Origin of the sequence: Microbispora sp. ZYX-F-249 (assembly GCF_039649665.1) — a bacterium.
Classification (GTDB): Bacteria; Actinomycetota; Actinomycetes; order Streptosporangiales; family Streptosporangiaceae; genus Microbispora; species Microbispora maris.
In genome coordinates this window covers 73,864-98,230 of the sequence record NZ_JBDJAW010000018.1, presented here as the reverse complement: position 1 = coordinate 98,230, position 24,367 = coordinate 73,864, and the positions used below count along the sequence as shown (strand labels likewise).

Below are 24,367 nucleotides of genomic sequence, written 5' to 3'. Positions count from 1 at the left end.
GGCCTTTTAATGCGACGCACGGGGGTGCGCCGCCGCGTAGACCTCCCGGAGCTTGTCGACCGTCACCAGCGTGTACACCTGGGTGGTGGTCACCGAGGCGTGGCCGAGCAGCTCCTGGACAACCCTAACGTCGGCACCCCCGTCCAGGAGGTGGGTTGCGAACGAATGGCGCAACATATGCGGCGATACACCGGATAGTCCGGCTCGTTCCGCCGCCGCCTGCAGCACCTCCCAGGCGCCCTGCCGTGTGAGCCGTCCGCCCCGCGCGTTCAGGAACAGCGCGGGCGTCCCCCTGCCGTGCGCCGCCAGCCTGGGCCTCGCCCTCACCAGGTACGCGTCGAGCGCCTGGCGGGCGAAGCGGCCGAGGGGCACGATCCTGGTCCGCCCGCCCTTGCCGCGCAGCCGCACCTGGTCCTGGTCCCCATCTTTGTAACGGTCCTCCTCGTGGGCCGGGCCCGTGGGCACGTCGTCCACCGCCAGCCCGACCGCCTCGGAGATCCGGGCGCCCGTGCCGTACAGGACCTCCAGCAGCGCGCGGTTGCGCAGGGCGAGCGGCGAGTCCTCCGGGCCGCAGGCGGCGATCAGCCGCTCGACCTCCGCGACGGTGATCGCCTTGGGCAGCCGCCGGAGCTGGCGCGGCGGGCGCACCTCGTGCGCGGGGTCGTGACCCGCCACGCCCTCCCGCAGGGCGAAGCGGTGCAACCCGCGTACGGCCGACACGGCGCGGGCCGCCGAGCTCGCGACCAGCGCCGGGTGGTCCTCGTCGCCCTCCCGGAGCGCGGCGAGGAAGGCGACCACGTCCGCCTCCGCGACCTGCGCGAACGTCTCGAGCCCGCGCGCCCGCAGGTGCTCGAGGTATCGGCGCAGGTCGCGACGGTAGGACGCGAGCGTGTTGGCAGACAGCCCCCGCTCCACCGCCAGATGGGCGAGGTAGCTGGACAGCACCGCCTCGGGCTCGCTCAGGACGTCTCCCTACGGACTCATGCCTCCGGCGCGTCGGCGGGACGAAGGCCCTTGAATCCGTCGGCGGAAGCAGCGTATGCGGCGAGGATACCGGCGACCGCAGGAGAATTGTGGATCATTCCGTTCAGGGCCTTGTCGACCGCCGCGCCCAGCGGAATCCAGACCGCCGGCATGTCGGTCTCCTCGTGGTGGCGCACGTACGTGTTCTCCTCGTCGGGGATCGGCTCCAGGTCGCGGGCCAGGAAGACCCGGATCCGCTCGTCCGACATCCCCGGGGAGGTGCGCAGGTCGACCAGCGTGTGCCATGTGCGCGCCCGGTAGGCGGCCTCCTCGGCGAGCTCACGCGCCGCGCACTCCACCAGCGGCTCGCCCGGCACGTCGCGGATGCCGGCCGGCAGCTCCCACAGCAGCCGCCGGGCGGGGTGCCGGTACTGGCGGATCAGCAGCACCCGGTCCTCGCCGTCGAGGGCGAGCACCGCGACCGAGCCGGGGTGGACGACGTAGTCGCGGTCGGCGGTCACCCCGCCCGGCATCTCCACCGTGTCGGTGCGCACGGTGATGATCCGTCCGGCGAAGCGCTCGGCGGAGGCGACGACGTTCCAGGACTCCTCGGCGTCCTCCACCTTCATCGTGTTCTCGGCCGTCACTTGGCCCGCCCCGCCTTCGCCACGTTCTCGCGCCGGCCCGCGTACTCGAGGGCGGCCTGGACCAGCCCCTTGAACAGGGGGTGCGACCGGGTCGGGCGGGAGCGGAACTCCGGGTGGGCCTGGGTGCCGATGAAGAAGGGGTGCTGGTCGGTGGCCAGCTCGGCGTACTCGACGAGGCGGCCGTCGGGCGACAGGCCGGAGAACACCATGCCGACCTTCTCCAGCCGCTCGCGATAGGCGTTGTTCACCTCGTAGCGGTGCCGGTGACGCTCCTCCACCTTGGCCTTGCCGTACAGGCGGCGGGCCAGTGAGCCCTCCACGAGCTTGGCCGGGTAGAGGCCGAGCCGCATGGTGCCGCCCATGTCGCGCTCACCGGCGACGACGTCCTTCTGGTCGGCCATGGTCGAGATGACCGGGTTGATCGTCTCGGGGTCGAACTCGGTGCTGTCGGCGTCCTCGATCCCGGCCAGGTTGCGGGCCGCGTCGATGACGATGCACTGCATGCCGAGGCAGATGCCGAGCAGAGGGACCCGCTGCTCGCGGGCGTGCCGCACGGCGCCGACCTTGCCCTCGATGCCGCGCACGCCGAAGCCGCCGGGGATCAGCACGCCGTCGACCCCGTCCAGCTCGCGGGCCGCGCCCTCGGGGGTCTCGCAGTCGTCGCTCTTGACCCAGCGGATGTTGACGCGCGCGTCGTTGGCGAAGCCGCCCGCGCGCAGCGCCTCGGTGACCGACAGGTACGCGTCGGGCAGGTCGATGTACTTGCCGACCAGCGCGATCGTGACCTCCTTGGCCGGGCGGTGCACCCGGCGCAGGAGCTGGTCCCACTCGGTCCATTCCACGTCGCGGAACGGCAGGCCGAGCCGGCGCACCACGTACGCGTCGAGCCCCTCGCCGTGCAGGACCTTGGGGATGTCGTAGATCGAGGCGGCGTCGATCGCCGAGACGACGGCGTCCTCGTCCACGTCGCACATCAGGCTGATCTTCCGCTTGACCGCGTTGGTCACCGCGCGGTCGGAGCGGAGCACGATCGCGTCGGGCTGGATGCCGATGCTGCGCAGCGCCGCGACCGAGTGCTGCGTGGGCTTGGTCTTCAGCTCCCCGCTCGGGCCGATGTACGGCAGGAGCGAGACGTGCAGGAAGAAGACGTTGTCGCGGCCGACCTCGTGCCGGACCTGCCGGACGGCCTCCAGGAACGGCAGCGACTCGATGTCGCCGACGGTGCCGCCGACCTCGGTGATGACCACGTCGACGTCCGGCCCGGCCATGCCCCGGATGCGGTCCTTGATCTCGTTGGTGATGTGCGGGATGACCTGGACGGTGTCGCCCAGGTACTCGCCGCGGCGCTCCTTGGCGATCACGTTCGAGTAGACCTGGCCGGTCGTCACGTTGGCGGAGCCGTGCAGCTCGGTGTCGAGGAAGCGCTCGTAGTGGCCGATGTCGAGGTCCGTCTCGGCGCCGTCGTCGGTGACGAACACCTCGCCGTGCTGGAAGGGGTTCATCGTGCCGGGGTCGACGTTCAGGTAGGGATCGAGCTTCTGCATCGTGACGCGCAGGCCGCGAAGCTTGAGGAGACGACCGAGGCTGGAGGCCGTGAGTCCCTTGCCGAGACTGGAGGCGACGCCGCCGGTGACGAACAGATGCTTGGTTTGTGCGGCGCTGCGCAAGAAGAGCTCCCGTGGTCGATGTCGATCCGGCCGTCCGGTTTGGACGCCGCGATGCCCACGGGCTCTCAGAATATCAAACGCTGGGCAACATTGGGCTTGCCACGTGCGCTAACCCGCCATAGCGGACAAGCCGACCTAACGGTAACTTGTCGCGTTATGTCGTTCGTGAAGCGCGCCGTCGGCTGCCTGGTCCACCGGGGCTGGGCCTACGTGCGGGAGGCCGCGGCGCTCAGCCCGGCCGCCCCGGGCGGTTACCGGTTCCGCAGCATGGGCGAGGGCGTGTGCCTGTCCTTCCCGCAGGGCGCCATCTTCGGGGAGCAGTGGATCGAGATCGGCCCGCACACGCTCGTCGGAGAGCGGGTGTCGATCTCGGCGGGCATGGGTCCCGGGGTGGATCTCGGGCCCGACTCGATCGTGCGGATCGGCCGGGGCTGCTCGATCGGCAGGGGCAGCCACATCGTCGGCCACCAGTCCATCGACATCGGCGACGACGTCTTCACCGGCCCCTACGTCTACATCACCGACCAGAACCACGTGTACGACGACCCCGAGACGCCCATCGGACGGCAGTGGCCGCGCAACAAGCCGGTCTCCATCGGCTCGGGGTCCTGGATCGGGACAGGGGCGATCATCCTGCCGGGGACGCGGATCGGCCGCCAGTCGGTGGTCGCCGGCGGCGCCGTGGTGCGCGGCGAGTTCCCCGACCACTCGGTCATCGCCGGGGTCCCCGCCAAGGTCGTCCGTCGGCACTCCCCCGACCTCGGCTGGCACAGCCCCTCGGCCGCCCGCCGCACCTCCCCGCTGCCCGCCGACCCCCGCCCCCGCACCGAGCACGAGTCACGTACGGCCTGACCGAGCGCCGGCGACCTTCCGGAGAACGAGTCGCCTATGACTACGCTGGGTGGCAGGATTGTCATGTCGAGTGATCGCTCTAGGGAGAGGAGGACACCGGATGACTGCGGCTTTCCCCGAGTGGTTCTATCCCGGTCCGCCGGGCGGATGGACCGCCGACATGCTCGACCACCTTCCCCCCGACGCCCCCGCGCACGTCGAGCTGATCGATGGGTCTCTCATCATGATGTCTCCCCAGACCGCATTTCACATGTTCGTGCTGAGGCTTCTGGAGAGAGAACTCTCGCCTCCCCAGGGCTTGTGCGTCGTGCGCGAGATGAGCGTCACTCTGGGCCTGCGGCAGCGGCCCGAGCCCGATCTCATGATCGTGAAGCGCAGCGCCCTGCCCGACCTCACGACGACGTCCTTCAAACCTGAGGACGTTCACCTTGTCGTCGAAGTGGTGTCGCCCGAATCGGCGGACAGGGACAGAGTGACGAAGCCAATCAAGTATTCCAATGCCGGCATCAAATACCTATGGCGGGTGGAGCCGGAAGACGAGCAGGCGGTCGCGTACACGTTCGAGCTGGAGCCGAGCGTGAAGGCGTACGTGCCGACCGGGATCCACCGCAAGCGCCTCGCGACCTACGTCGGCTTCGACGTGGACATCGACCTGGACCTGAGCCGCTTCCTCGGCTGATCCGGCCTGTGCGGCGTCGGCGCGAGACGCGGGTGCCGTGCCCCGCCGTCAGCCGGGCGACGCGGCGGCACGGGTGCGGCGGGCCGCCCGGTAGCGCCGCACCCTGCGGATGAGCCGCCAGGCCATGAACGCCAGCACGGCCAGCGCCACCACCACCAGGACGGGCAGGAAGATCGCGATCAGGCTCATGCCGAGCGAGCCCACGTCTTCGGCCGTGCTGACGACCGGCGCGCCCACACCCGCCGTGGTGGCGTTCACCACCGGCCGCGCGGTGGCCTTGATCACGTGTACGGCGAGGGCGACCGCGATCCCCAGCACCCAGCCGACCGCCGGGTGTTCGGCCATCCATGCCGACTCGTCCAGCCGCTCCGCCGCGGCGGTGGCGCTGAACACCACGCCGCCCGCTGCGGGCCGCACCGCCGTCTGGATCATGTCGTTGACGTGGTCGACCACCGGCACCTTGTCGAGCACGAACTCGGCGACCAGCAGCACGGCGATGATCGCGAGGACCCAGGTGTCGGACAGCCAGGCGTACTCGTGCGGCAGCCGTACGGCGTCGGTGAGCCGCGCGAGCACGCCGACGAGCAGCAACGGGATGTACGCGTTGAGCCCGGCCGCGGTCGACAGCCCGAGCCCGGTGAGCGCCGCGAACATCGGCAACCTCCTCCGGCCGGCGGGACGATCCCGCCTTCCCGTCAACGGACGGCCCCGGCTCCGTGTCCCCGCCCACTACCGCGAATCGCGTCCCCGACACCTCTGCCGGCACGTGACGGGCGCCCACCGTGTCAGGCGCGGGCGGCCGGGACGTCTATGCCGTGGCGAAACCCTCGTCGATCCGCCGGGCCCGCGTGGATCGCCCCTGGGAACCCGCGGAGTCACTGCTCTTCACCGGCCGGCCGCAGCACCAACAGGGCGCTGTCGCCCTCCACGCGGGTGAGCCGCAGTCCGACGTCGCCGATGCGGCCCGGCCTGCTCGTGCTGATCGTCAACGCCCCTCGGACCCGGCAGCGGTCGTTGTAACAGCTCCGGCTGATGCTGGTGTTCGCGCCGTCGACGACCGTGGAGGTGCCGGTGAAGGCGATTCTGGCGGCGTCTCCCCGCAGGCCCACCACGGAGATCTCGTCCACGCCCAGCGCCGGGTCGATGGGGATGCTGTCCCCCACACGCACCCGCGCCTCGCAGTCGCCGTCCCGGCAGCCGACGAAGTCGCTCGGCGTCGCCGACGGGCCGGGCGACGGCGACGACAACGGTGCGGGCGTCACGGAGGGTTCGGCGGAGGCCGAGGCGAACGTGACCGGCCGGTTCACCGGCTCCGCCGCGGACGAGTGCGCCGGAGCCTCGCCGCACGCGGCGAGGAGCGCGGCCACCGACCCGGCGGCGAGTGCGAGGCGAACGGCAGGCCCTGACGCGTTGGTCGTCGAACGCATGATTTCCCCGATTTGTCACAAAGGATTAGCCCGCTCGGAGCCGCCCCAATCGAGCTACTCCAATGACGCGTGGATTCACGCGCCAGCGAATGCCTTCCCCGTAACGGCCCAGGTCAACCCGTTCGGAGCCTACGCCCCCGCCCATCTCCTCGCAGCCGGCGGCATTTCCACCGCGTTGTCGGAACGACAGAATTCCCGCACTTCACACACCGACGATTTCAGCGCACATTCCTCGAGAACCGGCCGAGCTTGGATTCGGCCGCCCGTCACGCCGTCATTTCACGCCGGCCTCGCGCATGTCGCGGACCTCCCGCTTGAGCTCCTTGATCTCGTCGCGCAGCCGGGCCGCCACCTCGAACTGCAGATCGGCCGCGGCGGTGTGCATCTGCTCGGTCAGCGACTCGATCAGCGACTCGAGCTGGGCGCGGGGCATCTCCCCCGCGATCGCCTTCGCGTGCTGGCCCGCGCCCCGGGACGCGAGACCCGGCACCGGCGACTTGCCGCGCGACTGCTGACGCCCGGCGCCGCCGAGAAGCTGCGCGGTGTCGGCGTCCTCGCGGACGAGGCTGTCCAGGATGTCGGCGATCTTCTTGCGCAGCGGCTGCGGGTCGATGCCGTGCGCCTCGTTGTAGGCGATCTGCTTGGCCCGGCGCCGGTTGGTCTCCTCGATCGCCCGCTCCATGCTGGGCGTGATCTTGTCGGCGTACATGTGGACCTGGCCGGACACGTTTCGGGCCGCGCGGCCGATCGTCTGGATGAGCGAGGTCTCCGAGCGCAGGAAGCCCTCCTTGTCGGCGTCGAGGATCGCCACCAGCGACACCTCGGGCAGGTCGAGACCCTCACGCAGCAGGTTGATGCCGACGAGCACGTCGAACTCACCCAGGCGCAGCTCGCGCAGCAGCTCGATGCGGCGCAGCGTGTCGACCTCGCTGTGCAGGTAGCGGACCCGGATGCCGTTGTCGAGCAGGTAGTCGGTGAGGTCCTCGGCCATCTTCTTGGTCAGGGTGGTGACCAGGACCCGCTCGTCCCGCTCCGCCCGGGCGCGGATCTCCTCCATGAGGTCGTCGATCTGCCCCTTGGTGGGCTTGATGATCACCTCCGGGTCCACCAGGCCGGTGGGGCGGATGACCTGCTCCACCACCTCGCCCTTGCTGCGGCCCAGCTCGTACGGCCCGGGCGTCGCGGACAGGTAGACGGTCTGGCCGATGCGCTCCAGGAACTCCTCCCACTTGAGCGGGCGGTTGTCCATCGCCGACGGCAGGCGGAACCCGTGGTCGACCAGCGTCCGCTTGCGCGAGGCGTCTCCCTCGTACATCGCGCCGATCTGGGGGACGGTCTGGTGCGACTCGTCCAGCACCAGCAGGAAGTCGTCGGGGAAGAAGTCGAGCAGCGTGTGCGGCGCGGTGCCCGCCGCGCGGCCGTCGATGTGCCGCGAGTAGTTCTCGATCCCGGCGCAGGTGCCGACCTGCCGCATCATCTCGATGTCGTAGGTGGTGCGCATGCGCAGCCGCTGGGCCTCCAGCAGCTTGCCCTGCCGCTCCAGGTCGGCGAGCCGCTCGGCGAGCTCCGCCTCGATGCCGGCGATGGCCCGCTCCATCCGCTCGGGTCCTGCCACGTAGTGGGAGGCGGGGAAGATGTGCAGCTCGTCGTCCTCGCCGACGACCTCACCGGTCAGCGGGTGCAGCGTCGCCAGCTTCTCGATCTCGTCGCCGAACATCTCGATGCGGACGGCCAGCTCCTGGTAGACCGGGATGACCTCGACCGTGTCGCCGCGCACCCGGAACGTGCCCCGGGTGAAGGCCAGGTCGTTGCGGGTGTACTGCATGTCGACCAGCCGCCGCAGCAGCTGGTCGCGCTCGATCTGCTGGCCGACCTTGAGCCCGACCATCCGGTCGACGTACTCCTGCGGCGTGCCCAGGCCGTAGATGCAGGAGACGGAGGCGACCACCACCACGTCGCGGCGCGACACCAGCGACCAGGTCGCCGAGTGACGCAGCCGCTCGACCTCCTCGTTGATCGAGGAGTCCTTCTCGATGTAGGTGTCGCTCTGCGGGACGTACGCCTCGGGCTGGTAGTAGTCGTAGTACGACACGAAATACTCGACCGCGTTGTTCGGCAGCATCTCGCGCAGCTCGTTGGCGAACTGGGCGGCGAGCGTCTTGTTCGGCTGCATGACCAGCGTCGGGCGCTGCACCCGCTCGATCAGCCAGGCGACCGTCGCGGTCTTGCCGGTGCCGGTCGCGCCGAGCAGGACGCTGTCCTTCTCCCCGGCCCTGACCCGGCGCTCCAGCTCCGCGATCGCCGTGGGCTGGTCGCCGGACGGCGTCATGTCGGTGACGACCTCGAAGGGCGCGACCTTGCGCTTCAGGTCCATCATGGATGTCATCGCCCGCTCAGCTCCTCACTCGCCCCGACCGCCGGCGCGGGGCGGCATGCAGGTGCGCTCCGCCCGCTCCGGTTCACCTCCATAACCTACGCGCGGCGACCGACAATTCCGGTCCCGATACCCGCTCCGCTCCTCGCCCGCGACGCCTGCGGCCCGCCCGTGGTCAACGCTTGGCCGGACCATGACCCTGTCGTTACGATTCAAGCCGGGGGCCGACACTGACGGGATGGCGGGGCTGACCATGGCGGGGTTGCGGAATGCCGTCGGCCAGTCGCTCGCGTGGGCGGCCAAGAACATCGACGGCGCCATCGCCCTCGTGCTGGCCGTGGCCGTGGGCGTGCTCGGCGTGCTGCCCGACGACGTGATCCCCGACAAGGTGAAGTCTCAGCTCGTCAGCGGCACCACCCTGGTCGTCCTGGCCCTGGTCGCGACCGCGCTGCTGCGCGACCGGGCCCGGCAGGAGCCGGTCGAGGAGGCCATGCACGCGACCTCCGGCGTGCTCACGCGGCTTCCCGAGCGCCTGGACCGCCTCGACGAGCTGGAGGACCTCGTCGCGGGCACCCGCCGGGCCCTCGAGGACATGGCGGTCATCCGCATCCTGGGCAGTCAGCACGAGATCGCACAGGCGCACGCGGACGCGCGGCGGGGCACCGACCGCTGGGCGTTCAAGGGCGGCACCGGCACCTACATGCGCGCCGTCACGCTGCCCGAGTGCGTGGCCGCCGCGCGGCGCGAGAAGCGGCACCTCACGGTCCGCCTGGAGATCATCGACCCGACGGACGAGGCCGTGTGCGAGAGCTACGCGCACTACCGCAGGTCCCTGTCGGACCGGCCCGACGGCACCGGCGAGGTGTGGACGACCGACCGGGCGAGGAAGGAGTCGTACGCGAGCGTCCTGGCCGCGTTCTGGTACCGCCAGCGGTACGGCCTGCTCGACATCGCGGTGGGGCTGTCGCCGGTCATGACGACCTTCCGCTGGGACATGTCGGGCCGTGCCCTGATCATGACGTCCGAGGACCCCAACCGGGCCATCATCGCCTTCAGCGGCTCGTTCTTCTACGAGAGCTGCGGCACCGAGCTGCGCACGAGCTTCGAGCAGGCCCGGCGCGTGGCGATCGACCGATACCGGTCGGTGCCGCTGAGCGAGGAGCCGACCGTCGAGGAGGTCCGCAGGCTGTTCGACCGCGTCGATCTCCCGCTGCCCAAGGCGTTCACCGACCGGGACGTCGTCGAGGTCACCCGCAAGGCGCTGCGCGCCAAGGACCCGTACGCGCCATGAGGTACCGGGACGTGCTCGGCGCGCTCGCCGGCGGGGACGCCCGCGAGTGGGCTCTCGGCGTGCTCGGGGACATCGCCGCGGGCGGCTCGCGGGTGCGGGGCGTGCGGCACCCGCTGGGGTTCCTCTGCCTGCCGCTGGTCCGCGAGGGCGACCTCGGGGTGTGCGTGCACGTGTGGACCGCCGCCGCGCGGCGCGCCCGCAGCACCACCTCGCAGATCCACTGCCACAGCTGGGACCTGGTCAGCCACGTCCTGTACGGCCAGGTGCGCAACGTCCACGCCGTCGTGACCGACACCTCGGCGTCTCCCACCCACCGCGTCTTCGAGGTGGTCAGCACGCCGTCGGGGGACGTCGTGCGCCCCACCGCCAGGACCGTCGCGTACGCCCCGGGACGCGCCGAGCTGTTCGGCGCCGGGGAGACCTACACGCTCGCCGCGGGCGCCTTCCACAGCAGTGTCATCCCCGAGGACGGCGAGGCCGCCACCGTGGCGCTCGGCCGCGGCAGGCCGGGCCTGGGCGACCTGTCGCTCGGGCCGCTCGCCACGCCCCTCCACCACGTCAGGCGCGAACGCCTCGACGACGCCGAGACCGCACGTGCCGCCGAGCTGGCCAGGAGGAGCCTGTGGACCTCGAACACGCCAGGCGGGTAGCCGTCGAGGCCGCCCTGTCCGCCGGGGCCGTGCTGCGCGACAGCGCGCCGGGAACGGTCGCCGTCCACGCCAAGGGCGGGGCGGGCGACGTCGTCACCGACCTCGACCTGGCCGCCGAGAAGCTGATCCTCGACCGCATCCGGGCCGAGTTCCCCACCCACCGGATCGTGGCCGAGGAGTCGGGCGTCCACGACGGCGACCTGGCGGACGGCGGGTGGACCTGGCTCGTCGACCCCCTCGACGGCACGAACAACGTGGCGATCGGTCTCCCGGCGTACGTCGTGGGCCTGGCGCTGTGCGCGGGCGGCCGCCCGGTGCTCGGGGTGGTCCACGAGCCGCTGTCCGGCCGCACCTGGTCGGCCGTCGCCGGGGCCGGGGCCCGCGGGCCGGCGGGGCCGCTGACCGGGCCGCCGCCGCGGGAGCTCCCGCACGGGCCGGTGCTGGCCTGGACGCAGGGCCACGGGGTCTCCCGGCTGGATCCGGCCGCGCGGTCGCTGAAGATGACGATGGACGCCCGCGCCCGGCGGGTGCTCCAGCTCTGGGCCCCGCTGCTGTGCTGGGCGATGCTCGCCCGCGGCGACATCGACGGCATGATCGGCTACCACGCGGAGGGGCTCGACCTGCCCGCCGGGGCTTTGATCGCGCGGGAGGCCGGCGTGGAGATCCGGCGGCTGGACGGCGGGCCGTTCGAGGCGTCCGCCGAGGGCCCGTCCGAGGACCGCAGCTTCGTGGCCGCGCCGCCCGGCCTGGTCGGTGAGCTGCTCGACCTGGTCGCCGAGGCCCGCCGCCTGGCGTCCGCCCTGCCGCCGATCTGAAGGGCGCTCAGTCGTCGAGGCCGCGCGCGGCGAGCGCCTCGCCCAGCGCGTCGGCGTGCCGCAGGGCGCCCACCACCAGCGGGACGGCGAAGGCGCGCGCGCTGCGCTCGACCCCTCTGGCGCGCTGGGCGTCCCGCACCCGGGTGACCAGGTCCGCCATCACCGGCACGCTGCGCAGCGTGAGGGACAGCAGCAGCGACAGGCGGAACGGGTCCAGCCCGGCGAACCTGACGGGGGCGAGGCAGCGCTCCAGGCAGGCCATGAGCGCGCCGGTGCGCGTCGTGAGCGTGACCAGTCCGGCCAGGGCGACGGCGAGCACGACGCGCAGCGTGGAGGACGCCGCCGCGGGCAGATCGGCGAAGACCAGCTGCACGCAGAACAGGGCCACGGCGAACCAGCGGACGGGCCGCACCTGCGCCCAGGCCGCGGTGAGCCCGACCCGGGACACGGCGTACAGCAGCACCACGGCGGCCGCGGCGCCCGCCAGCGCGGCGGGCGAGCGCAGCAGCAGGAGCGCGGTGCAGGACACGGCCAGCCCGGCGAGCTTGGCGCCGGCGGGCAGCCGGTGCAGGAGCGATCCGCCCGGCACGTACGCACCGGTGAGCCCGGTCACGCCATCGTCTTCCGGTAGTGGCCGATCGCGGTGGCGGGGTCGGCGTCGGCGACGATCCGCCCCTCGTCGACAACGAGCACCCGGTCGAAGTCCTCCAGCAGCGCGAGGTCGTGGGTGACCACGACCACCTGCTGCGGCAGGTCCCGCAGCAGCGCCGCGACCTGCCGGGAGTGGCGCAGGTCGAGCAGCGTGGTCGGCTCGTCCATGACCAGGATCTCCGGTTCGAGCACCAGGACCGAGCAGAGGGCGAGCAGTTGCTTCTGGCCGCCGGACAGGTGATGGGCGGGATGGTCGGCGTGCTCGGCCAGGCCGTACCTCTCCAGGACCTCCCGCACCCGGCGCTCGACCTCCGCGCGCGCCAGCCCCTTGCGGCGCAGCGAGAAGGCCACGTCCTCGGCCACCGTGGGCATCACGATCTGCGCGTCCGGATCGGTGAACAGGAACCCCACGCCGCGCCTGATCCGGGCCGCGTGGCGGCGGGTGTCGAGCCCGGACACCGTCACGGTGCCCGAGGACGGCAGGACCAGCCCGTTGATCAGCCGGGCGAGTGTGCTCTTGCCGGAGCCGTTGGCCCCGACCACGCCCACGCGGCGCTCGGTCAGCGTGGCCGTGACGCCGCGCAGCACCTCCCGCTGCCCGAGCCGCACATGGACGTCCTCCAGCCGGATCACTCACACCACCTCGAACAGGGCGGCGATCCCGAGACCGCCGCCGACCGCGACCGCCGCCAGGCCCAGCGTCCCCTTCTCCGCCCCGGCCAGCCGGCTGAACAGCCGGGTCACCACCACGGCGCCGCTCGCACCCCAGGGGTGGCCGAGGGCGAGCGCGCCGCCGTCGGCGCACACGCGCCCGGAGTCCGCGCCGAGGGGATCGAGGCCGAGCGCGTCGGTGACCGCGAGCACCTGCGCCGCGAACGCCTCCACGATCTCCACCGCCGCCACCCTCTCCAGGTCCGCTCCGGCCCGCCGCAGCACCCGCCGTACGGCGGGCACCGGGCCCCACCCGGGCAGCGCGGGGTCGCAGCCGGCGACGGCGCCGGCCAGCAGGCGCAGACCGGGCAGACCGGCCGCCGCGCGCAGCCGCTCGGGCACGACCGCGACCGCCGCGGCCCCGTCGCTGACCGGGGAGGAGTTGCCGGCCGTCACCGTACCCCCCGGCACGAACGCGGCGGGCAGCCGGGCCAGCGATTCCGGGCGCAGCGCGCGTGGGCGCTGGTCGTCGGTCCGGCCGCCGATCGGGACGATCTCGCGCGCGAACCGGCCGGCTTCCCGGGCGGCCAGCGCCCGCGCGTGGCTCCGGCGGGCGTACGCGTCCTGGCGCTCCCTGGTCACGCCGCGCGCGGCGGCGAGCGCCTCGGCGGCGGGGCCCATGTCCGGGTCGGGGTGCCCCTCGGGGGCGAACGGCGCCCGCTCGTACGGCACGGCGGGCTCACCCTCGTGCCGGTGGGCCCGCAGCGGCGCGGTCGAGGCGCTCTCGACGCCCCCGGCGACGACCAGGTCCGCGTCGCCGCAGCGGACCGCCTGGGCGGCCACCAGGATCGCCGCGAGGCCGCTGCCGCACTGCCGGTCCACGGTGACGCCGGGCACCTCGTGGCCCATACCGGCGGCCAGCGCGCAGACCCGCGCCAGGTTGCCGCCGGGTCCCGTGCAGTTGCCCAGCACCACGTCGTCGACCGGAACGCCGAGGTGCGCCACGTCGCGGGCGACCGCCCCGATGACGGGCGCGGCGAGCCGGTCGGCCGTCAGGGCCCGGAACGCGTGGCCGGCGGTGCCGATGGGAGTGCGGCGGGCCGCGACGACGACCGCCTGCTCGCCCATGTCAGCCGAGCCTTCGCAGGCCGGGGTCGCCGCCGGCGGCGAGACGGGCGGCGACGAGGCCGCGGGCCGGCTTGCCGGTGGGGGTGCGGGGCAGGGACCGGGCCGCGTACCAGCGGCGGGGGCGCTGCGCGGGGTCGAGCTCGGCGCGCGCCGTCGCCTCCAGCGCCGCCCGTGACGCGTCCTCGCCCTCGACGACCGCGGTGACCACGGCGCCCAGGTGCGGATGCGGCGTGCCGACCACGACCACGTCGTCCACTCCCGGCACCTTCCTCAGCACCTCCTCGACGTCCTCGGGCACCACGGTGGCGCCGCCGGTCTGGATCGCGCCGTCGCCGCGGCCGCGCAGCCGCAGGACCTCGCCCGGCCGGTACGGCTCCGCCAGGTCGCCGACCGTCATCCAGCCGCCGGCGTCCCGCCGGAGGGGGCCCGTGGCACCGGCCAGGTAGCCCTCGCAGAGCCACGGGGAGCGCACCCACACCTCGCCGAGGGCCTGCCCGGGCAGCGCCCTGACGTCGACCTCGACGCCCGGGAAGGGCCGCAGCCCGGATCCGTCGGCGTCCACGGCGACGAACGACAGCTCGGTGGCGCCGTAATAGGACACCACACGCACTCCGGCCGCCGCCGCGCGGGTGCGGGCGCCGGCGTCCATCGCCGCCCCGCCGACCACGGCGGTGCGCAGCGGGCCCCCGGACGCGGCCAGGGCGTCCAGCACGGCGGGCAGCCGGTGCGGCACCACATGCACCACGGTGGCCCGCCGCAACTGCCCGGCCAGCGCGCCCGGCGACCACCGGCCGGGCACCACGGCCGTCGCGCCCGCCGCCAGTGCGTGCACGGCGGCGAAGCCGTACAGGGAGGAGACCAGCGGACCGGGGATCAGCACGACGTCGCCGGGGCCGATGCCGGTCAGCTCGTCCAGATGGGCGAACGACCCCGTCCACGAGGCGCGGCCGCGCACCACGGCGCGGGGCCTGCCGGTGCTGCCGGAGCTGAAGCAGGCCCAGGTGAGGTCGTCCGGCCCGGGGCGGTGCCGCACGGGCGGGCCGTCCGCCTCGGGGATCGGGTCGTCGAAGCCGGCGGCCACCGGCACCGCGGCCATGACCTGCGCCCGTCGTTCCTCGTTCCAGGCGTGGTCGCACAGCAGCGGCGTGACCCCCGCCAGATCGGCGGCGAGCACGGCGGCGAGCAGGGCCGCCGGGTCGGCCTGGCCGGTCGCGACGAGCGCGCCGCGACCGATGCCGTCGTCGGCGAGGCGGCGTGCGGCGCGGCTCGCCCGGGCCGCGAGCTCGGCATAGGTCAGCTCCCCCCCGGGACCGGACACCGCGATCCGCCGGGGGCGGACGGCGGCGTGCCGCATGACCTGCGCGGCTACCGGCACGGGTGGGTCACCCCCCTGCCCTCAGCCGCTCCCGGTGCACCGCCGGGACGGCGTCCGGGTAGGCCCGCTGGGTGCCCCGCGCCACGATCGACGCCAGCGCCGCCTTGGCCAGGTCGCCCGGCAGGAAGGCGGCGCTGAGCAGCGCGGTCTTGCCCAGGGACAGCCCGGTGACCAGGGCCTGCACGGGGATGCCGCACAGATAGACCACGCCGACGCCGCCGGCCAGGCAGGCGATCACCAGCCGGAGCGTGCCCGGCGCGCGTCCGCCGCGTTCGACGATCCACCCGGTCAGGGCCGCGCCGGGAAGCCAGCCGAGCAGGAAGCCGGCCGAGGGACCGGTGAAGACGCCGAGCCCGCCGCGCCCGCCCGCCAGCAGGGGCAGCCCCGCGGCGACCAGCACGAGCAGGACCGTCACGGCGAGGGCGGACCGCCACGTGCCCAGGATCGCCCCGGCGAGCATGACGCCCAGCGTCTGCAGCGTGATCGGCACCGCGTCGCCGAAGACGTTCAGCGCGCCCGGCAGGCCGAGCACGGCGATCAGCGCGGCGAAGACGCTGACTCTGGCGATGTCCGCCGCGGGGAAGCGCCGCTTCGGCGTGCTCTGTTCATCTGTCACGCATCGATCCCATACCAAGACCCTCCATCCGGCGAATGAGGAAACCCACAACTTTTCGCCGTGTCGTTCTCAGCGGTGACCATAGCCGTAGGCCGGCTACCGGCCGGTCGGCGTCTCAGGCGGTGAGGACCAGGACGGTGACCGTGGCGGCGAGGCCGGCCAGGGCGAGGCCCGCGCCGGTGGCGACGAACTTGGCCAGCGGCACCCGCACGTCCCCCCGCCGGCACCACTCGAACCACAGCAGCGTCGCGAGCGAGCCCCAGGGCGTGATCACGGGGCCCAGGTTGGTGCCCGCGAGCAGCGACAGCAGCTGCGTGTGGTTGGCCGCGGGGATGACCTGCTCGCCCGCGACGTACGCCGGGAGGTTGTTGAGCACGTTGGACAGCGCGGCTCCGGCGGCGGCCGCGCGGTAGGCGCCGTCCCCGTCGCCGCCCGCGCCGACGAGCGCGCGCATGACGTCGGCCAGGCCGAGGCGGCTGAGCGTCGGGACCACGAGGAACAGCCCGGTGACGAAGACCAGCAGCCGCCAGGGGATCAGGCCCCACACGAGCTTGGCCCGGTCGCGCCAGGCGAAGGCGGCGACCACCGCGACCGCCGCGACGAGGGCCGCGACGCCGATCTCCACGCCCGCCAGGATCGCGGCGATGAACAGCAGGCACGCCACCCCCGCGACGCCGAACAGCACCCGGTCGGCCACCGGCACCGGCGGCGGCGGCTCGTAGCGGTCCTCGCCGCGCTCGCCCCGCCGCCAGTAGAACGCCCACAGGAACGCCATCGTCACCGCGATCGACACCGCCTGCGGGGCCCACATCCGCGCGGCGAACTCCTGCGTGGTCAGCGCGACCCGGTTCATGGCGAGCAGGTTGGTGAGGTTGGAGACCGGAAGCAGCAGGCTCGCGGTGTTGGCCAGCCAGACCGTGGTCATCACGAGCGGCAGCGGCGCGATCTTCGCGCGCGGCGCCAGGGCCAGCATGACCGGGGTAAGCAGGACGGCCGTGGTGTCCAGGTTGAGGAAGATCGTGACCAGCGAGGCGAAAGCCGTACAGAACAGGAAGAGAGTGGCGTAGCTGCCCCGGCCGACGATCGCGATGCGGGTCGCGATAACGTCGAAGACCTGCGCCTCCTTGGTCAGCTCCGCCAGCACGATGACCGCGCCGAGGAACAGCAGCAGAGGGGCGATGCGCTCGATGCTGTCCCGGGCCTCCTCGGCCGGCAGCAGGCCGGTGGCCACGAAGACCAGCCCCGCCGCGAGCAGCCCGAACCTGATCCAGTCGAGAACGCTGAGTCGCCGCAGCCCGGTCGCCACGCGCACACCCTATATCGGCGGCCGGATGATGATCGAACCCCCTCCAAACCGTCGGTGGCAGCGGTAATACTGGGCCTCATGACGCACAGCGGGCGGGGGGACGCGCGGACCGAGATCTTCGTCAGCTACTCCCCCGCCGACGAGCGGTGGGCGACCTGGATCGCCTGGCAGCTCGAAGCCGCCGGCTACCGCACGATGCTGCAGGCGTGGGACTTCGTGCCGGGCACCAACTTCATCGACTTCATGGACCGCGGGGTCAGCGAGGCCGACCTGGTCGTCGCGGTCCTCACCCGCAACTACCTGGGTTCCCGGTACGGCAGGCTCGAGTGGCAGGCGGCGCTGCGCGCCGATCCGGACAACCCGTCCAACAAGCTCGTGACGGTCCGGCTGGAGGACTGCCCGCTCGACGGCCTGCTGTCCACGATCACCTGGGTGGACCTCCTCGGCGTGACCGATCCCGCCGAGGCGCGGCGGCTGCTGCTGACCCGGATCCGGCAGGCGCTGGCCGGCCGGGCCAAGCCGGCCGAACCACCCCGGTTCCCGGCCGAGCCGGGCAGGCATGCCCTCCAGCCCGCCGCCGACCCCGCGCCCCCCGCCGTACGGGTGCCCAGGCCCCGGCGCACCCCGGCCGCCGAACCGTCCTTCCCGACGGCCGAGCGCGCGGGCGGCGCCTCCTCGGTGACCGTGCTGCACGTCGCCGGGCCGCGGTTCGGGCGCGGGCTGGCGGAGGCCGACGAGCCGCTCGACGCGGGCGAGCTGCAGGCGAGCGTGTGGGCCGACCTGACCCGCCTCGCCGACGCCGGGGTCCCCCGGCCCGACCTGCTGATGGTGACCGGCGACCTCACCGAGTCGGGCAGCATCCGCGAGTGCGAGCAGGCCCTCGCGTTCCTCACCGGGCTGCGGGTGCTGCTGGGGCTGGAACCCGGACGGCTGGTCGTCGTGCCCGGACCCCGCGACGTCACCAAGGCGGCCTGCCGGGCCTACTTCGCGACCTGCGAGGCCGACGACGTGCGCCCCCAGCCGCCGTACTGGCCGAAGTGGCGGCACTTCTCCACGCTCTTCGGGGAGCTGTACCAGGGCCTCGACGGCCCGGCCTTCGACAGCGCCCAGCCCTGGACGCTGTTCGAGCTGCCCGAGCTGCGCACCGTCGTCGCCGGGGTCAACTCCACGATCGCGATGAGCCACCGCGAGGAGGACGACCACGGCTTCGTCGGCGAGGCACAGGCGGCGTGGTTCGCCGAGCGGCTGCGGCCGTTCGAGGGATGGCTGCGGATCGGCGCCGTCGCCCATCCCCCGCGCTCCGGCCTGCGCGACGCCGCCACCCTGGAACGGCTGCTCGGCTCCCGGCTCGACCTGCTCGTCCACGGCCGCGACGCGCGGCGCGGCGGGCCGGAGGAGGTGTGGGAGCTGGAGGGGCTGCCGTGCGTGCCCGCGCTCGCCCCGGGCCGCCACCAGATCCTCCAGCTCACTGCGGAGGGGCTGCGCCGGTGGACCCGGGACCGCCCCGAGCTGCGCGACCCCGAGGTCCTGCCGTACGGCTGGCGCGGCTGGCGGCCACAGGCCCCCGCGGCGGCCCCTCCCGAGCCGGCGCCGGAGCCCGAGGAGCCCGCGGGCCCGGCCGACCTGCTGCTGGACCGGATCGCCGAGGTCTGCGAGACCCGCTTCGAACGGGCCAAGATCCGCCGCGTCGCGGGCGAGCCCCCGCGCCTGCTCGTCACCCACCCCGAGGACGGGTTCGTGCGCCAGGTCCTCATCGGCGCGCACGCCGGGGAGCTGAGCCAGGACCGGGTCGAGGCGTTCCTCGGCCACGTCCACGCGGCGGGGCTGGAGCACGCCGCCGAGCTGGTCTACCAGGGACCCCAGCCGCCGCGAGCATTACGCGACGACGCCCTGCGGCGCGGGCTGCGGCTGCGCAGCTTCACCGAGTTCCAGGGCCTGCTCGACCTGTCGTCCTACGTGGCGGGGCAGACGGCCAGGTTGCGCGGCGACCGCCGCTATCCGCCCGAGCTGTACGTGCCGCAGCGGTTCCGGGAGCTCGACCGGACCGGCGGCGAGGTGCGCGACGACCTGACCGGCGAGCTGATGCGGCTGCTCGCGGCCGACCACGGGCGGTTCGCGCTCGTGCTCGGCGATTTCGGCCGGGGCAAGACGTTCTCGCTGCGCGAGGTGGCCCGGCGCATCCCCGCCGAGCTGCCGCACCTCACGCCGATCCTGATCGAGCTGCGCGCCCTCGACAAGGCGCACTCGGTCGCCGGGCTGGTCGCGGCGCACCTCGCCAACCACGGCGAGGAGCTGATCGACCTCAAGGCGTTCCACTACATGCTGCGCCAGGGCCGCATCGTGCTGCTGTTCGACGGCTTCGACGAACTCGTCACCCGCGTGACGTACGAACGGGCGGCCGACCACCTCGACACGCTGCTGCGCGCGGCGGAGGACAAGGCGAAGATCGTCGTGGCCGGGCGCACCCAGCACTTCAAGTCGCGCAGCCAGGTGATGACCGCCCTCGGGGAGAAGGTCGGCCTGCTGCCCAACCGCCGGGTGCTCAGCATCGAGGAGTTCACCGAGGAGCAGATCCGCGCGTACCTGGTCAACCGGTACGGCTCGCGGCAGGCGGCCGACGAACGGATGGCCCTGCTCACGGGCATCGCCGACCTGCTCGGCCTGGCGCACAACCCCCGAATGCTCAGCTTCATCGCCGACCTGCCTGCCGAACGGCTGCGCGCCGTGGCCCAGGCCGGGGAGGCGATCAGCGCCGCCGGTCTCTACCAGGAGATCCTCGACACGTGGCTGGCCTTCGAGGAGGAGCGCGTACGCGGCGTGGCCGGGGCCCCCGGCGGGCTGACCCGCGAGGAGCTGTGGCGGGCCGCGACCACGCTCGCGCTGCGGCTGTGGGAGACCGGCGAGACCTACCTGCGGCCGGCGGAGCTGGCCGAGGCCGCCGACACGCTCACCGGGCTGGCCGCCGACACGCAGGCCCGCGTGCCGTACGGACCGGGCGCGGATCCCGGATCCTCCCGTCCGCCGGTCGGGGACGGCGCCGGGACCGCGGGAGCACAGGGAAACCCGGGAGCGCAGGGGGTCTCGCGGCTGACGCCCGAGCAGGCCGTGCACGCCGTCGGAGCCGGCAGCCTGCTGGTGCGCACGGACGAGGGGTTGTTCGGGTTCATCCACGCCTCGGTCGTGGAATGGCTGGTGGCCCGGCACCTCGCGGACTCGCTCGGCACCGGCCACGCGGGGGGCCTGGGCCTGCGGCCGTTGTCGGCGCTGGCCGTCGACTTCCTGTGCGACCTGGCCGACGCCTCGCGGCTGCAGGCGTGGGCGGCCCGCACGCTCGCCTCCCCCGGCGCGGGCGACGTGGCGCGGGCCAACGCCATCAAGGTGACCACCCGGTTGCGCACCTCGGCCAGGACCGACCTGCGCGGGGCACGGCTCAGCGGCGAGGACCTGTCGTACCGGGAGCTGCAGGGCGTGGACCTCACCGGCGCCGACCTGACCGACGCCCGGCTCGTCGGGGCCGACCTGTCCCACGCCGTGCTGCGGGACGCCCGGCTGGCCGGGGCGCGCCTCGACGAGGCCGTCCTCGTCGGCGCCGACCTGCGCGGTGCCGATTTCACCCGGGCCCGGCTGGCCCGTGCCGACCTGCGGGACGCCGCCGTCGAGGGCAGCCGCTGGGACCGGGCCGCGCTCATCGACGTGACCGGCGTGCCCCGGGGAGCGCCGGAGCTGCGCGGCGCCGCCGTCGCGCCCGGCGGCTCCGGCGCGGACGGCGGGCGGGTCGGCGCCGAGCCGGCCCCCGCCGTCGTCGGCGTGCCGTACGGCTATCACTTCGAGAGCAGCCGCCTGCCCGAACCGGTCGCCTACCGCCCCGACGGCGGTGTGCTCGCCCTGGGCGGGGAGGACGGCGGCGTCCTGGTCTGCGACAGCGTCACCGGGTCCGTCCTGCGCACGCTGCAGGGCCACCGGGGCCGCGTCTACAAGGTCGCCTACGGCGAGGCCGGGCTGGTGACCGGCGCGAGCGACGGAACCGTCCGGGTGTGGGATCCGGCCACGGGCGAGCCGTCCCACGTCCTGCGCGCCCACGCCGAGGGGGTGTGGCCCGTGGTCACCTCCGGCGACCTGGTCGCGGCCGGCGGCGCGGACGGGATCATGCGGGTCTGGAGGTCCGGGGAGCCGGTGTGGGAGCTGCCGGGTCACACCGCCCCGATCTACACGGCCGTGTTCCTGCCGGGACTGCTGGTGACCGGCGACAGCGCCGGGGCGATCCGCGTGTGGGACCTCGCAACCGGGCGGGTGCGGCACCACCTGCAGGGCCACAGCGGGGCCGTCTACCGCCTCGTCCTCAGCCCCGACGGCACCTGCCTGGCCGCCGGGGACGGCCAGGGCGTGCTGCGCGTCTGGGACCCCCGAACCGGCGCCGCGCTGCACGAGCTGACCGGTCATCCCGGACGGATCTACACCCTCGCCTTCCATCCGGAGGGCCGGCTGCTCGCCTCCGGCGACACCGAGGGAGCCGTACGGCTGTGGGACCCGGTCACCGGCGCGGCGGCCGGCAGCCTGCCCGGGCACCGCGGGGCCGTCTACCAGGTCCTGTTCGATCCCACCGGCGAGCTGCTGGCGACCGGGGACAGCGACGGGGTCGTCCGGCTCTGGGACCACCGCACCGGACAGTCGCGGGCCGAGCTGACCGGGCACCGGGGATCGGTGTGGCCGTTCGCGTTCCGCCGGGACGGCCGGCAGCTCGCGACCTGCAGCAACGACGGCACCGCCCGGTTGTGGGACCCCCACACCGGTCAGTGCGTCCAGACGCTGCGCGGCCACGGCCGCCGCGTCACGTCCGTGCGGTTCTCCGCCGACGGCGGCATGCTCGCCGCCTGCGGCAACGACGGCTACGTACGGCTGTGGGACCCGGCCACGGGCCGCCGCCTGCGCTCGCTCACCGGAACGGCCGACCGGCTGGTGTCGGCCGTCTTCAGCCCGGCGGGCCCGCTGCTCGCCACCGCGAGCAACGACGGCGGCGTCTACCTGTGGAACCCGGCCGCCGGGACGTACGAGCGCGAGCTCAACGTGGAGACCGACCACGTGTGGGCGGAGGCGTTCAGCCCCGACGGGCAACTGCTGGCCACCGCGAACGACGACGACAGCGTCCGGCTGTGGTACCGCCCCTCCGGACGCCAGGTCGCCAACCTGACCGGGCACCGGGGACGGGTCAGGTCGATCGCGTTCAGCCCGGACGGCCGGCTCGTGGCCACCGGCTGCGACGACCGCAAGGTCCGGCTGTGGGACGCGCCGACCGGCCGGTGGGTGGCGACGCTGAGCGGGCACGGCGACCGGGTGTACGCGGTGGCCTTCTCCCCCTCGGGCGACCTGCTGGCGAGCGCGAGCAACGACGGCACCGCACGCCTGTGGGACGCCGCCTCCGGCGAGTGCCTGCGCGTGCTCGACGGGGGCGGGCGGCTGTGGACGGCGGCGTTCAGCCCGTCCGGCGACCTGCTCGCCACCGCCGGGGACGACCTCGCCGTCCACCTGTGGGACCCGGCCTCCGGCGCGCGCGCCGGGTCACTCGCCGGGCACGGCCGCCGGATCTGGTCGGTCGCCTTCCACCCCTCCGGGGACGTCCTCGCCAGCGCCGGGGACGACGGCGTGGTGATCCTGTGGGACGTCGCCCGCCGCGAGCCCCGCGCCACCCTGCTCGGCCTGTCGGAGGGCTGGGCCGCGTACTCGCCCAGCGGGCTGTACAAGCTGGAGGGCGACGTGACGGGCCAGTTCTGGTACGTGATCGGCATGTGCCGGTTCGAACCCGGTGAGCTGGACGAGTACCTGCCCGAGGTCAGGCGGCTGGCTCTGGACGAGCCGTTCTAGGCAGGGTCCGGAGCCCGGAGACGACCATGTGCGCCAGCAGGGCGTGGCTCTCGTCGAGGTCTTCACCGAGCTGGAAGGCGCCCGCCGCCTCCAGGACCGCGAAGCCGTGCATGGCGGCGCGCAGGCAGCGGACCGCGTGGATCGCGGCCGAACCCTCCAGCCCGTACGCCCGCAGCGCGGCGAGGATGATGCCGATCAGCCGGTCCCCCGCCTCGGCCGTCTCCGGCCTGGGCGCCTGGATCAGGGCCGAGTAACGGTGCGGATGCCGGGCGGCGTAGGAGCGCCAGCCGTCCATCAGGGCGCGCAGCGCCTCGTCGCCGGACCTGCCGAGCACCGCCTCGCTCGCGACCTCCGTCAGCTCGCCCAGCACCCGCCCGGAGACGAGGACCCGCAGCTCGGCGAGGTTGCGTACGTGTTTGTAGAGCGAGGGGGTGGCGACCTGCGCGCGCCCGGCGACCGCGGACAGGGTGAGCGCGTCCGGGCCCTCCTCGTCCACGATCCGCAGCGCGAGGTCGACGACGGCGTCCGGGGACAGGGGCGCCCTAGCCACGGGCCCGCTCCTTGAGGAACGCGAGCATCGCGGCGGCGACCTCGTCGGGATACTGCGCGTGCGGGTAGTGCCCCGCTCCGTCGATCATCACCACCTCGCCGAGCCCCTGCGGCATTCCTGCCACGATGCCGTCCGCCTCGGCCCGGGGGTCGGCCCAGTCGGGGTCGCGGGTGCCCATGACGACCAGGGCGGGACAGCGGACGCCGCCGAGGTGCGCGCCGGCGTCCGTGGGCGCGGACGCGCCCATCGCGCTCACCACGGCCATGCGGCCCGGCCTGCGCAGGTCCTTGTCCAGGGCGGCCATGTAGTCCGCCCAGTCCGCGGGCTTGACACCGGGATAGGCGTGGTCGAGGTAGCTCTTCCAGAGCCCGATGCTGCGCAGGAGCGCCACGCCCATGAGCCGCGTCATGCCCTTGCGGTAGTGGCCGTTGCTCAGCAGGCCGCCCAGGTCGGGCTTCTGGGCGCGGGTGAAGGGGGCGATCTCCACGATTGCGGTGACCAGTTCGGGCCGCTGTGCCGCCGCGATCGTGGCCGATCCCCCGGCGAAGGAGTGCCCGACGACGACGGCGGGCCCGCCCAGGTGCTCGATCAGGGCGACGATGTCGTCGGCGGTGTCGGTGCGGGTGTAGGAGTCCCAGCCGAGGCTCGACTCGCCGTGCCCGCGCAGGTCCATGGTCGCCACGCGATACCCGGCGGCGGCCAGCGCCGGGGCGAGGAATCGGTAGGTGTTCCGGGTGATCCCCATGCCGGGGACCAGCACGACCAGCGGGCCCGCCCCGGTCACGTCGTAGGCGATCTCGCCATCACCGATCTTCAGGAACTCCGTCATGCGGTCCTCCAGGCTCAAGTGCATAGCCCAAAGGCTA

Annotated in this window: 20 protein-coding genes; 6 read left to right on the top strand and 14 right to left on the bottom strand. The window is 73.6% G+C overall.

Annotation, left to right across the window (positions count from 1 at the left end; genetic code table 11):
• Positions 1-6 precede the first annotated feature (6 nt).
• The 3 genes from AAH991_RS22080 to pyrG are packed head-to-tail and all read right to left on the bottom strand — an operon-like array spanning position 7 to position 3,277.
• Complete coding sequence (locus tag AAH991_RS22080) at positions 7-945, bottom strand: site-specific tyrosine recombinase XerD (protein ID WP_346227774.1); 939 nt, start codon at positions 943-945, stop codon at positions 7-9.
• 35 nt (positions 946-980) lie between these two features.
• Positions 981-1,592, bottom strand: a complete 612-nt coding sequence (locus AAH991_RS22075; RefSeq protein ID WP_428834007.1) for an NUDIX domain-containing protein — start codon at positions 1,590-1,592, stop codon at positions 981-983.
• Positions 1,593-1,606: 14 nt separating this feature from the next.
• Complete coding sequence (pyrG, locus tag AAH991_RS22070; RefSeq protein WP_346227772.1) at positions 1,607-3,277, bottom strand: CTP synthase; 1,671 nt, start codon at positions 3,275-3,277, stop codon at positions 1,607-1,609.
• Positions 3,278-3,433: 156 nt separating this feature from the next.
• Here pyrG and AAH991_RS22065 point away from each other — a divergent pair, with 156 nt between their 5' ends.
• Positions 3,434-4,129 (top strand): acyltransferase, encoded by a 696-nt coding sequence (locus AAH991_RS22065; protein ID WP_346227771.1) that lies wholly within the window; start codon positions 3,434-3,436, stop codon positions 4,127-4,129.
• Positions 4,130-4,229: 100 nt separating this feature from the next.
• The gene (locus AAH991_RS22060; protein WP_346227770.1) at positions 4,230-4,808 is read left to right on the top strand and encodes a Uma2 family endonuclease; all 579 of its coding nucleotides are present in this window, start codon (positions 4,230-4,232) and stop codon (positions 4,806-4,808) included.
• 48 nt (positions 4,809-4,856) lie between these two features.
• Here AAH991_RS22060 and AAH991_RS22055 read toward each other — a convergent pair whose 3' ends face one another.
• The 3 genes from AAH991_RS22055 to uvrB all read right to left on the bottom strand — a co-directional run bounded on the left by AAH991_RS22055 (position 4,857) and on the right by uvrB (position 8,621).
• Positions 4,857-5,462 (bottom strand): DUF4126 domain-containing protein, encoded by a 606-nt coding sequence (locus tag AAH991_RS22055; protein WP_346227769.1) that lies wholly within the window; start codon positions 5,460-5,462, stop codon positions 4,857-4,859.
• A gap of 221 nt (positions 5,463-5,683) precedes the next feature.
• Positions 5,684-6,235 (bottom strand): hypothetical protein, encoded by a 552-nt coding sequence (locus tag AAH991_RS22050; RefSeq protein ID WP_346227768.1) that lies wholly within the window; start codon positions 6,233-6,235, stop codon positions 5,684-5,686.
• Positions 6,236-6,509: 274 nt separating this feature from the next.
• A complete protein-coding gene (gene uvrB / locus AAH991_RS22045) occupies positions 6,510-8,621 on the bottom strand; it encodes an excinuclease ABC subunit UvrB (protein WP_346227767.1) in 2,112 nt (703 codons plus the stop codon).
• A gap of 226 nt (positions 8,622-8,847) precedes the next feature.
• Here uvrB and AAH991_RS22040 point away from each other — a divergent pair, with 226 nt between their 5' ends.
• From AAH991_RS22040 to AAH991_RS22030, 3 genes are read left to right on the top strand one after another with little or no spacing between them, the layout of a single operon-like run.
• A complete protein-coding gene (locus AAH991_RS22040) occupies positions 8,848-9,900 on the top strand; it encodes a hypothetical protein (protein ID WP_346227766.1) in 1,053 nt (350 codons plus the stop codon).
• On the top strand, positions 9,897-10,550 hold the full coding sequence (locus tag AAH991_RS22035) for a hypothetical protein (RefSeq protein ID WP_346227765.1): 654 nt from the start codon (positions 9,897-9,899) through the stop codon (positions 10,548-10,550). Before AAH991_RS22040 ends, AAH991_RS22035 begins: the two co-directional genes overlap by 4 nt.
• Positions 10,523-11,365: an inositol monophosphatase family protein gene (locus AAH991_RS22030; RefSeq protein ID WP_346227764.1), complete on the top strand. Its 843-nt coding sequence runs from the start codon at positions 10,523-10,525 to the stop codon at positions 11,363-11,365. Before AAH991_RS22035 ends, AAH991_RS22030 begins: the two co-directional genes overlap by 28 nt.
• Positions 11,366-11,372: 7 nt before the next feature.
• Here the strand turns inward: AAH991_RS22030 and AAH991_RS22025 are convergent, their stop codons facing one another.
• The 6 genes from AAH991_RS22025 to AAH991_RS22000 form a co-directional block, all read right to left on the bottom strand.
• Positions 11,373-11,978, bottom strand: coding sequence for an energy-coupling factor transporter transmembrane component T family protein (locus tag AAH991_RS22025; protein WP_346227763.1), 606 nt, complete (start codon positions 11,976-11,978; stop codon positions 11,373-11,375).
• Positions 11,975-12,649, bottom strand: coding sequence for an energy-coupling factor ABC transporter ATP-binding protein (locus AAH991_RS22020; protein WP_346227762.1), 675 nt, complete (start codon positions 12,647-12,649; stop codon positions 11,975-11,977). Before AAH991_RS22020 ends, AAH991_RS22025 begins: the two co-directional genes overlap by 4 nt.
• Entirely contained in the window at positions 12,650-13,795 is a 1,146-nt protein-coding gene (locus AAH991_RS22015) for a thiolase family protein (protein ID WP_346227761.1), read from the bottom strand.
• 1 nt (position 13,796) lies between these two features.
• Positions 13,797-15,170 carry an AMP-binding protein gene (locus AAH991_RS22010; RefSeq protein WP_346227760.1) on the bottom strand — a complete coding sequence of 458 codons (1,374 nt, stop codon included), beginning with the start codon at positions 15,168-15,170 and terminating at the stop codon, positions 13,797-13,799.
• 7 nt (positions 15,171-15,177) lie between these two features.
• Complete coding sequence (locus tag AAH991_RS22005; RefSeq protein ID WP_346227759.1) at positions 15,178-15,786, bottom strand: biotin transporter BioY; 609 nt, start codon at positions 15,784-15,786, stop codon at positions 15,178-15,180.
• A 115-nt stretch (positions 15,787-15,901) separates the two neighbouring features.
• On the bottom strand, positions 15,902-17,092 hold the full coding sequence (locus tag AAH991_RS22000; RefSeq protein ID WP_346227758.1) for an ArsB/NhaD family transporter: 1,191 nt from the start codon (positions 17,090-17,092) through the stop codon (positions 15,902-15,904).
• Between the two features lie 78 nt (positions 17,093-17,170).
• Here AAH991_RS22000 and AAH991_RS21995 point away from each other — a divergent pair, with 78 nt between their 5' ends.
• Positions 17,171-22,951: a WD40 domain-containing protein gene (locus tag AAH991_RS21995; RefSeq protein ID WP_346227757.1), complete on the top strand. Its 5,781-nt coding sequence runs from the start codon at positions 17,171-17,173 to the stop codon at positions 22,949-22,951.
• Here AAH991_RS21995 and AAH991_RS21990 read toward each other — a convergent pair.
• A complete protein-coding gene (locus AAH991_RS21990) occupies positions 22,920-23,501 on the bottom strand; it encodes a TetR/AcrR family transcriptional regulator (RefSeq protein ID WP_346227756.1) in 582 nt (193 codons plus the stop codon). The two genes, AAH991_RS21995 and AAH991_RS21990, sit on opposite strands and share 32 nt — an antisense overlap.
• Entirely contained in the window at positions 23,494-24,354 is an 861-nt protein-coding gene (locus tag AAH991_RS21985) for an alpha/beta fold hydrolase (protein ID WP_346227755.1), read from the bottom strand. The genes AAH991_RS21990 and AAH991_RS21985 overlap by 8 nt, the downstream gene beginning before the upstream one ends.
• Positions 24,355-24,367: the final 13 nt, after the last annotated feature.

Coding starts and splice junctions, on each gene's coding strand:
- AAH991_RS22075 (WP_428834007.1), bottom strand. CDS start 1,592: ATGAAGGTGGAGGACGCCGAGGAGTCCTGGAACGTCGTCGCCTCCGCC.
- AAH991_RS22065 (WP_346227771.1), top strand. CDS start 3,434: ATGTCGTTCGTGAAGCGCGCCGTCGGCTGCCTGGTCCACCGGGGCTGG.
- AAH991_RS22060 (WP_346227770.1), top strand. CDS start 4,230: ATGACTGCGGCTTTCCCCGAGTGGTTCTATCCCGGTCCGCCGGGCGGA.
- AAH991_RS22055 (WP_346227769.1), bottom strand. CDS start 5,462: ATGTTCGCGGCGCTCACCGGGCTCGGGCTGTCGACCGCGGCCGGGCTC.
- AAH991_RS22050 (WP_346227768.1), bottom strand. CDS start 6,235: ATGCGTTCGACGACCAACGCGTCAGGGCCTGCCGTTCGCCTCGCACTC.
- uvrB (WP_346227767.1), bottom strand. CDS start 8,621: ATGACATCCATGATGGACCTGAAGCGCAAGGTCGCGCCCTTCGAGGTC.
- AAH991_RS22040 (WP_346227766.1), top strand. CDS start 8,848: ATGGCGGGGCTGACCATGGCGGGGTTGCGGAATGCCGTCGGCCAGTCG.
- AAH991_RS22035 (WP_346227765.1), top strand. CDS start 9,897: ATGAGGTACCGGGACGTGCTCGGCGCGCTCGCCGGCGGGGACGCCCGC.
- AAH991_RS22015 (WP_346227761.1), bottom strand. CDS start 13,795: ATGGGCGAGCAGGCGGTCGTCGTCGCGGCCCGCCGCACTCCCATCGGC.
- AAH991_RS21995 (WP_346227757.1), top strand. CDS start 17,171: ATGACGCACAGCGGGCGGGGGGACGCGCGGACCGAGATCTTCGTCAGC.
- AAH991_RS21985 (WP_346227755.1), bottom strand. CDS start 24,354: ATGCACTTGAGCCTGGAGGACCGCATGACGGAGTTCCTGAAGATCGGT.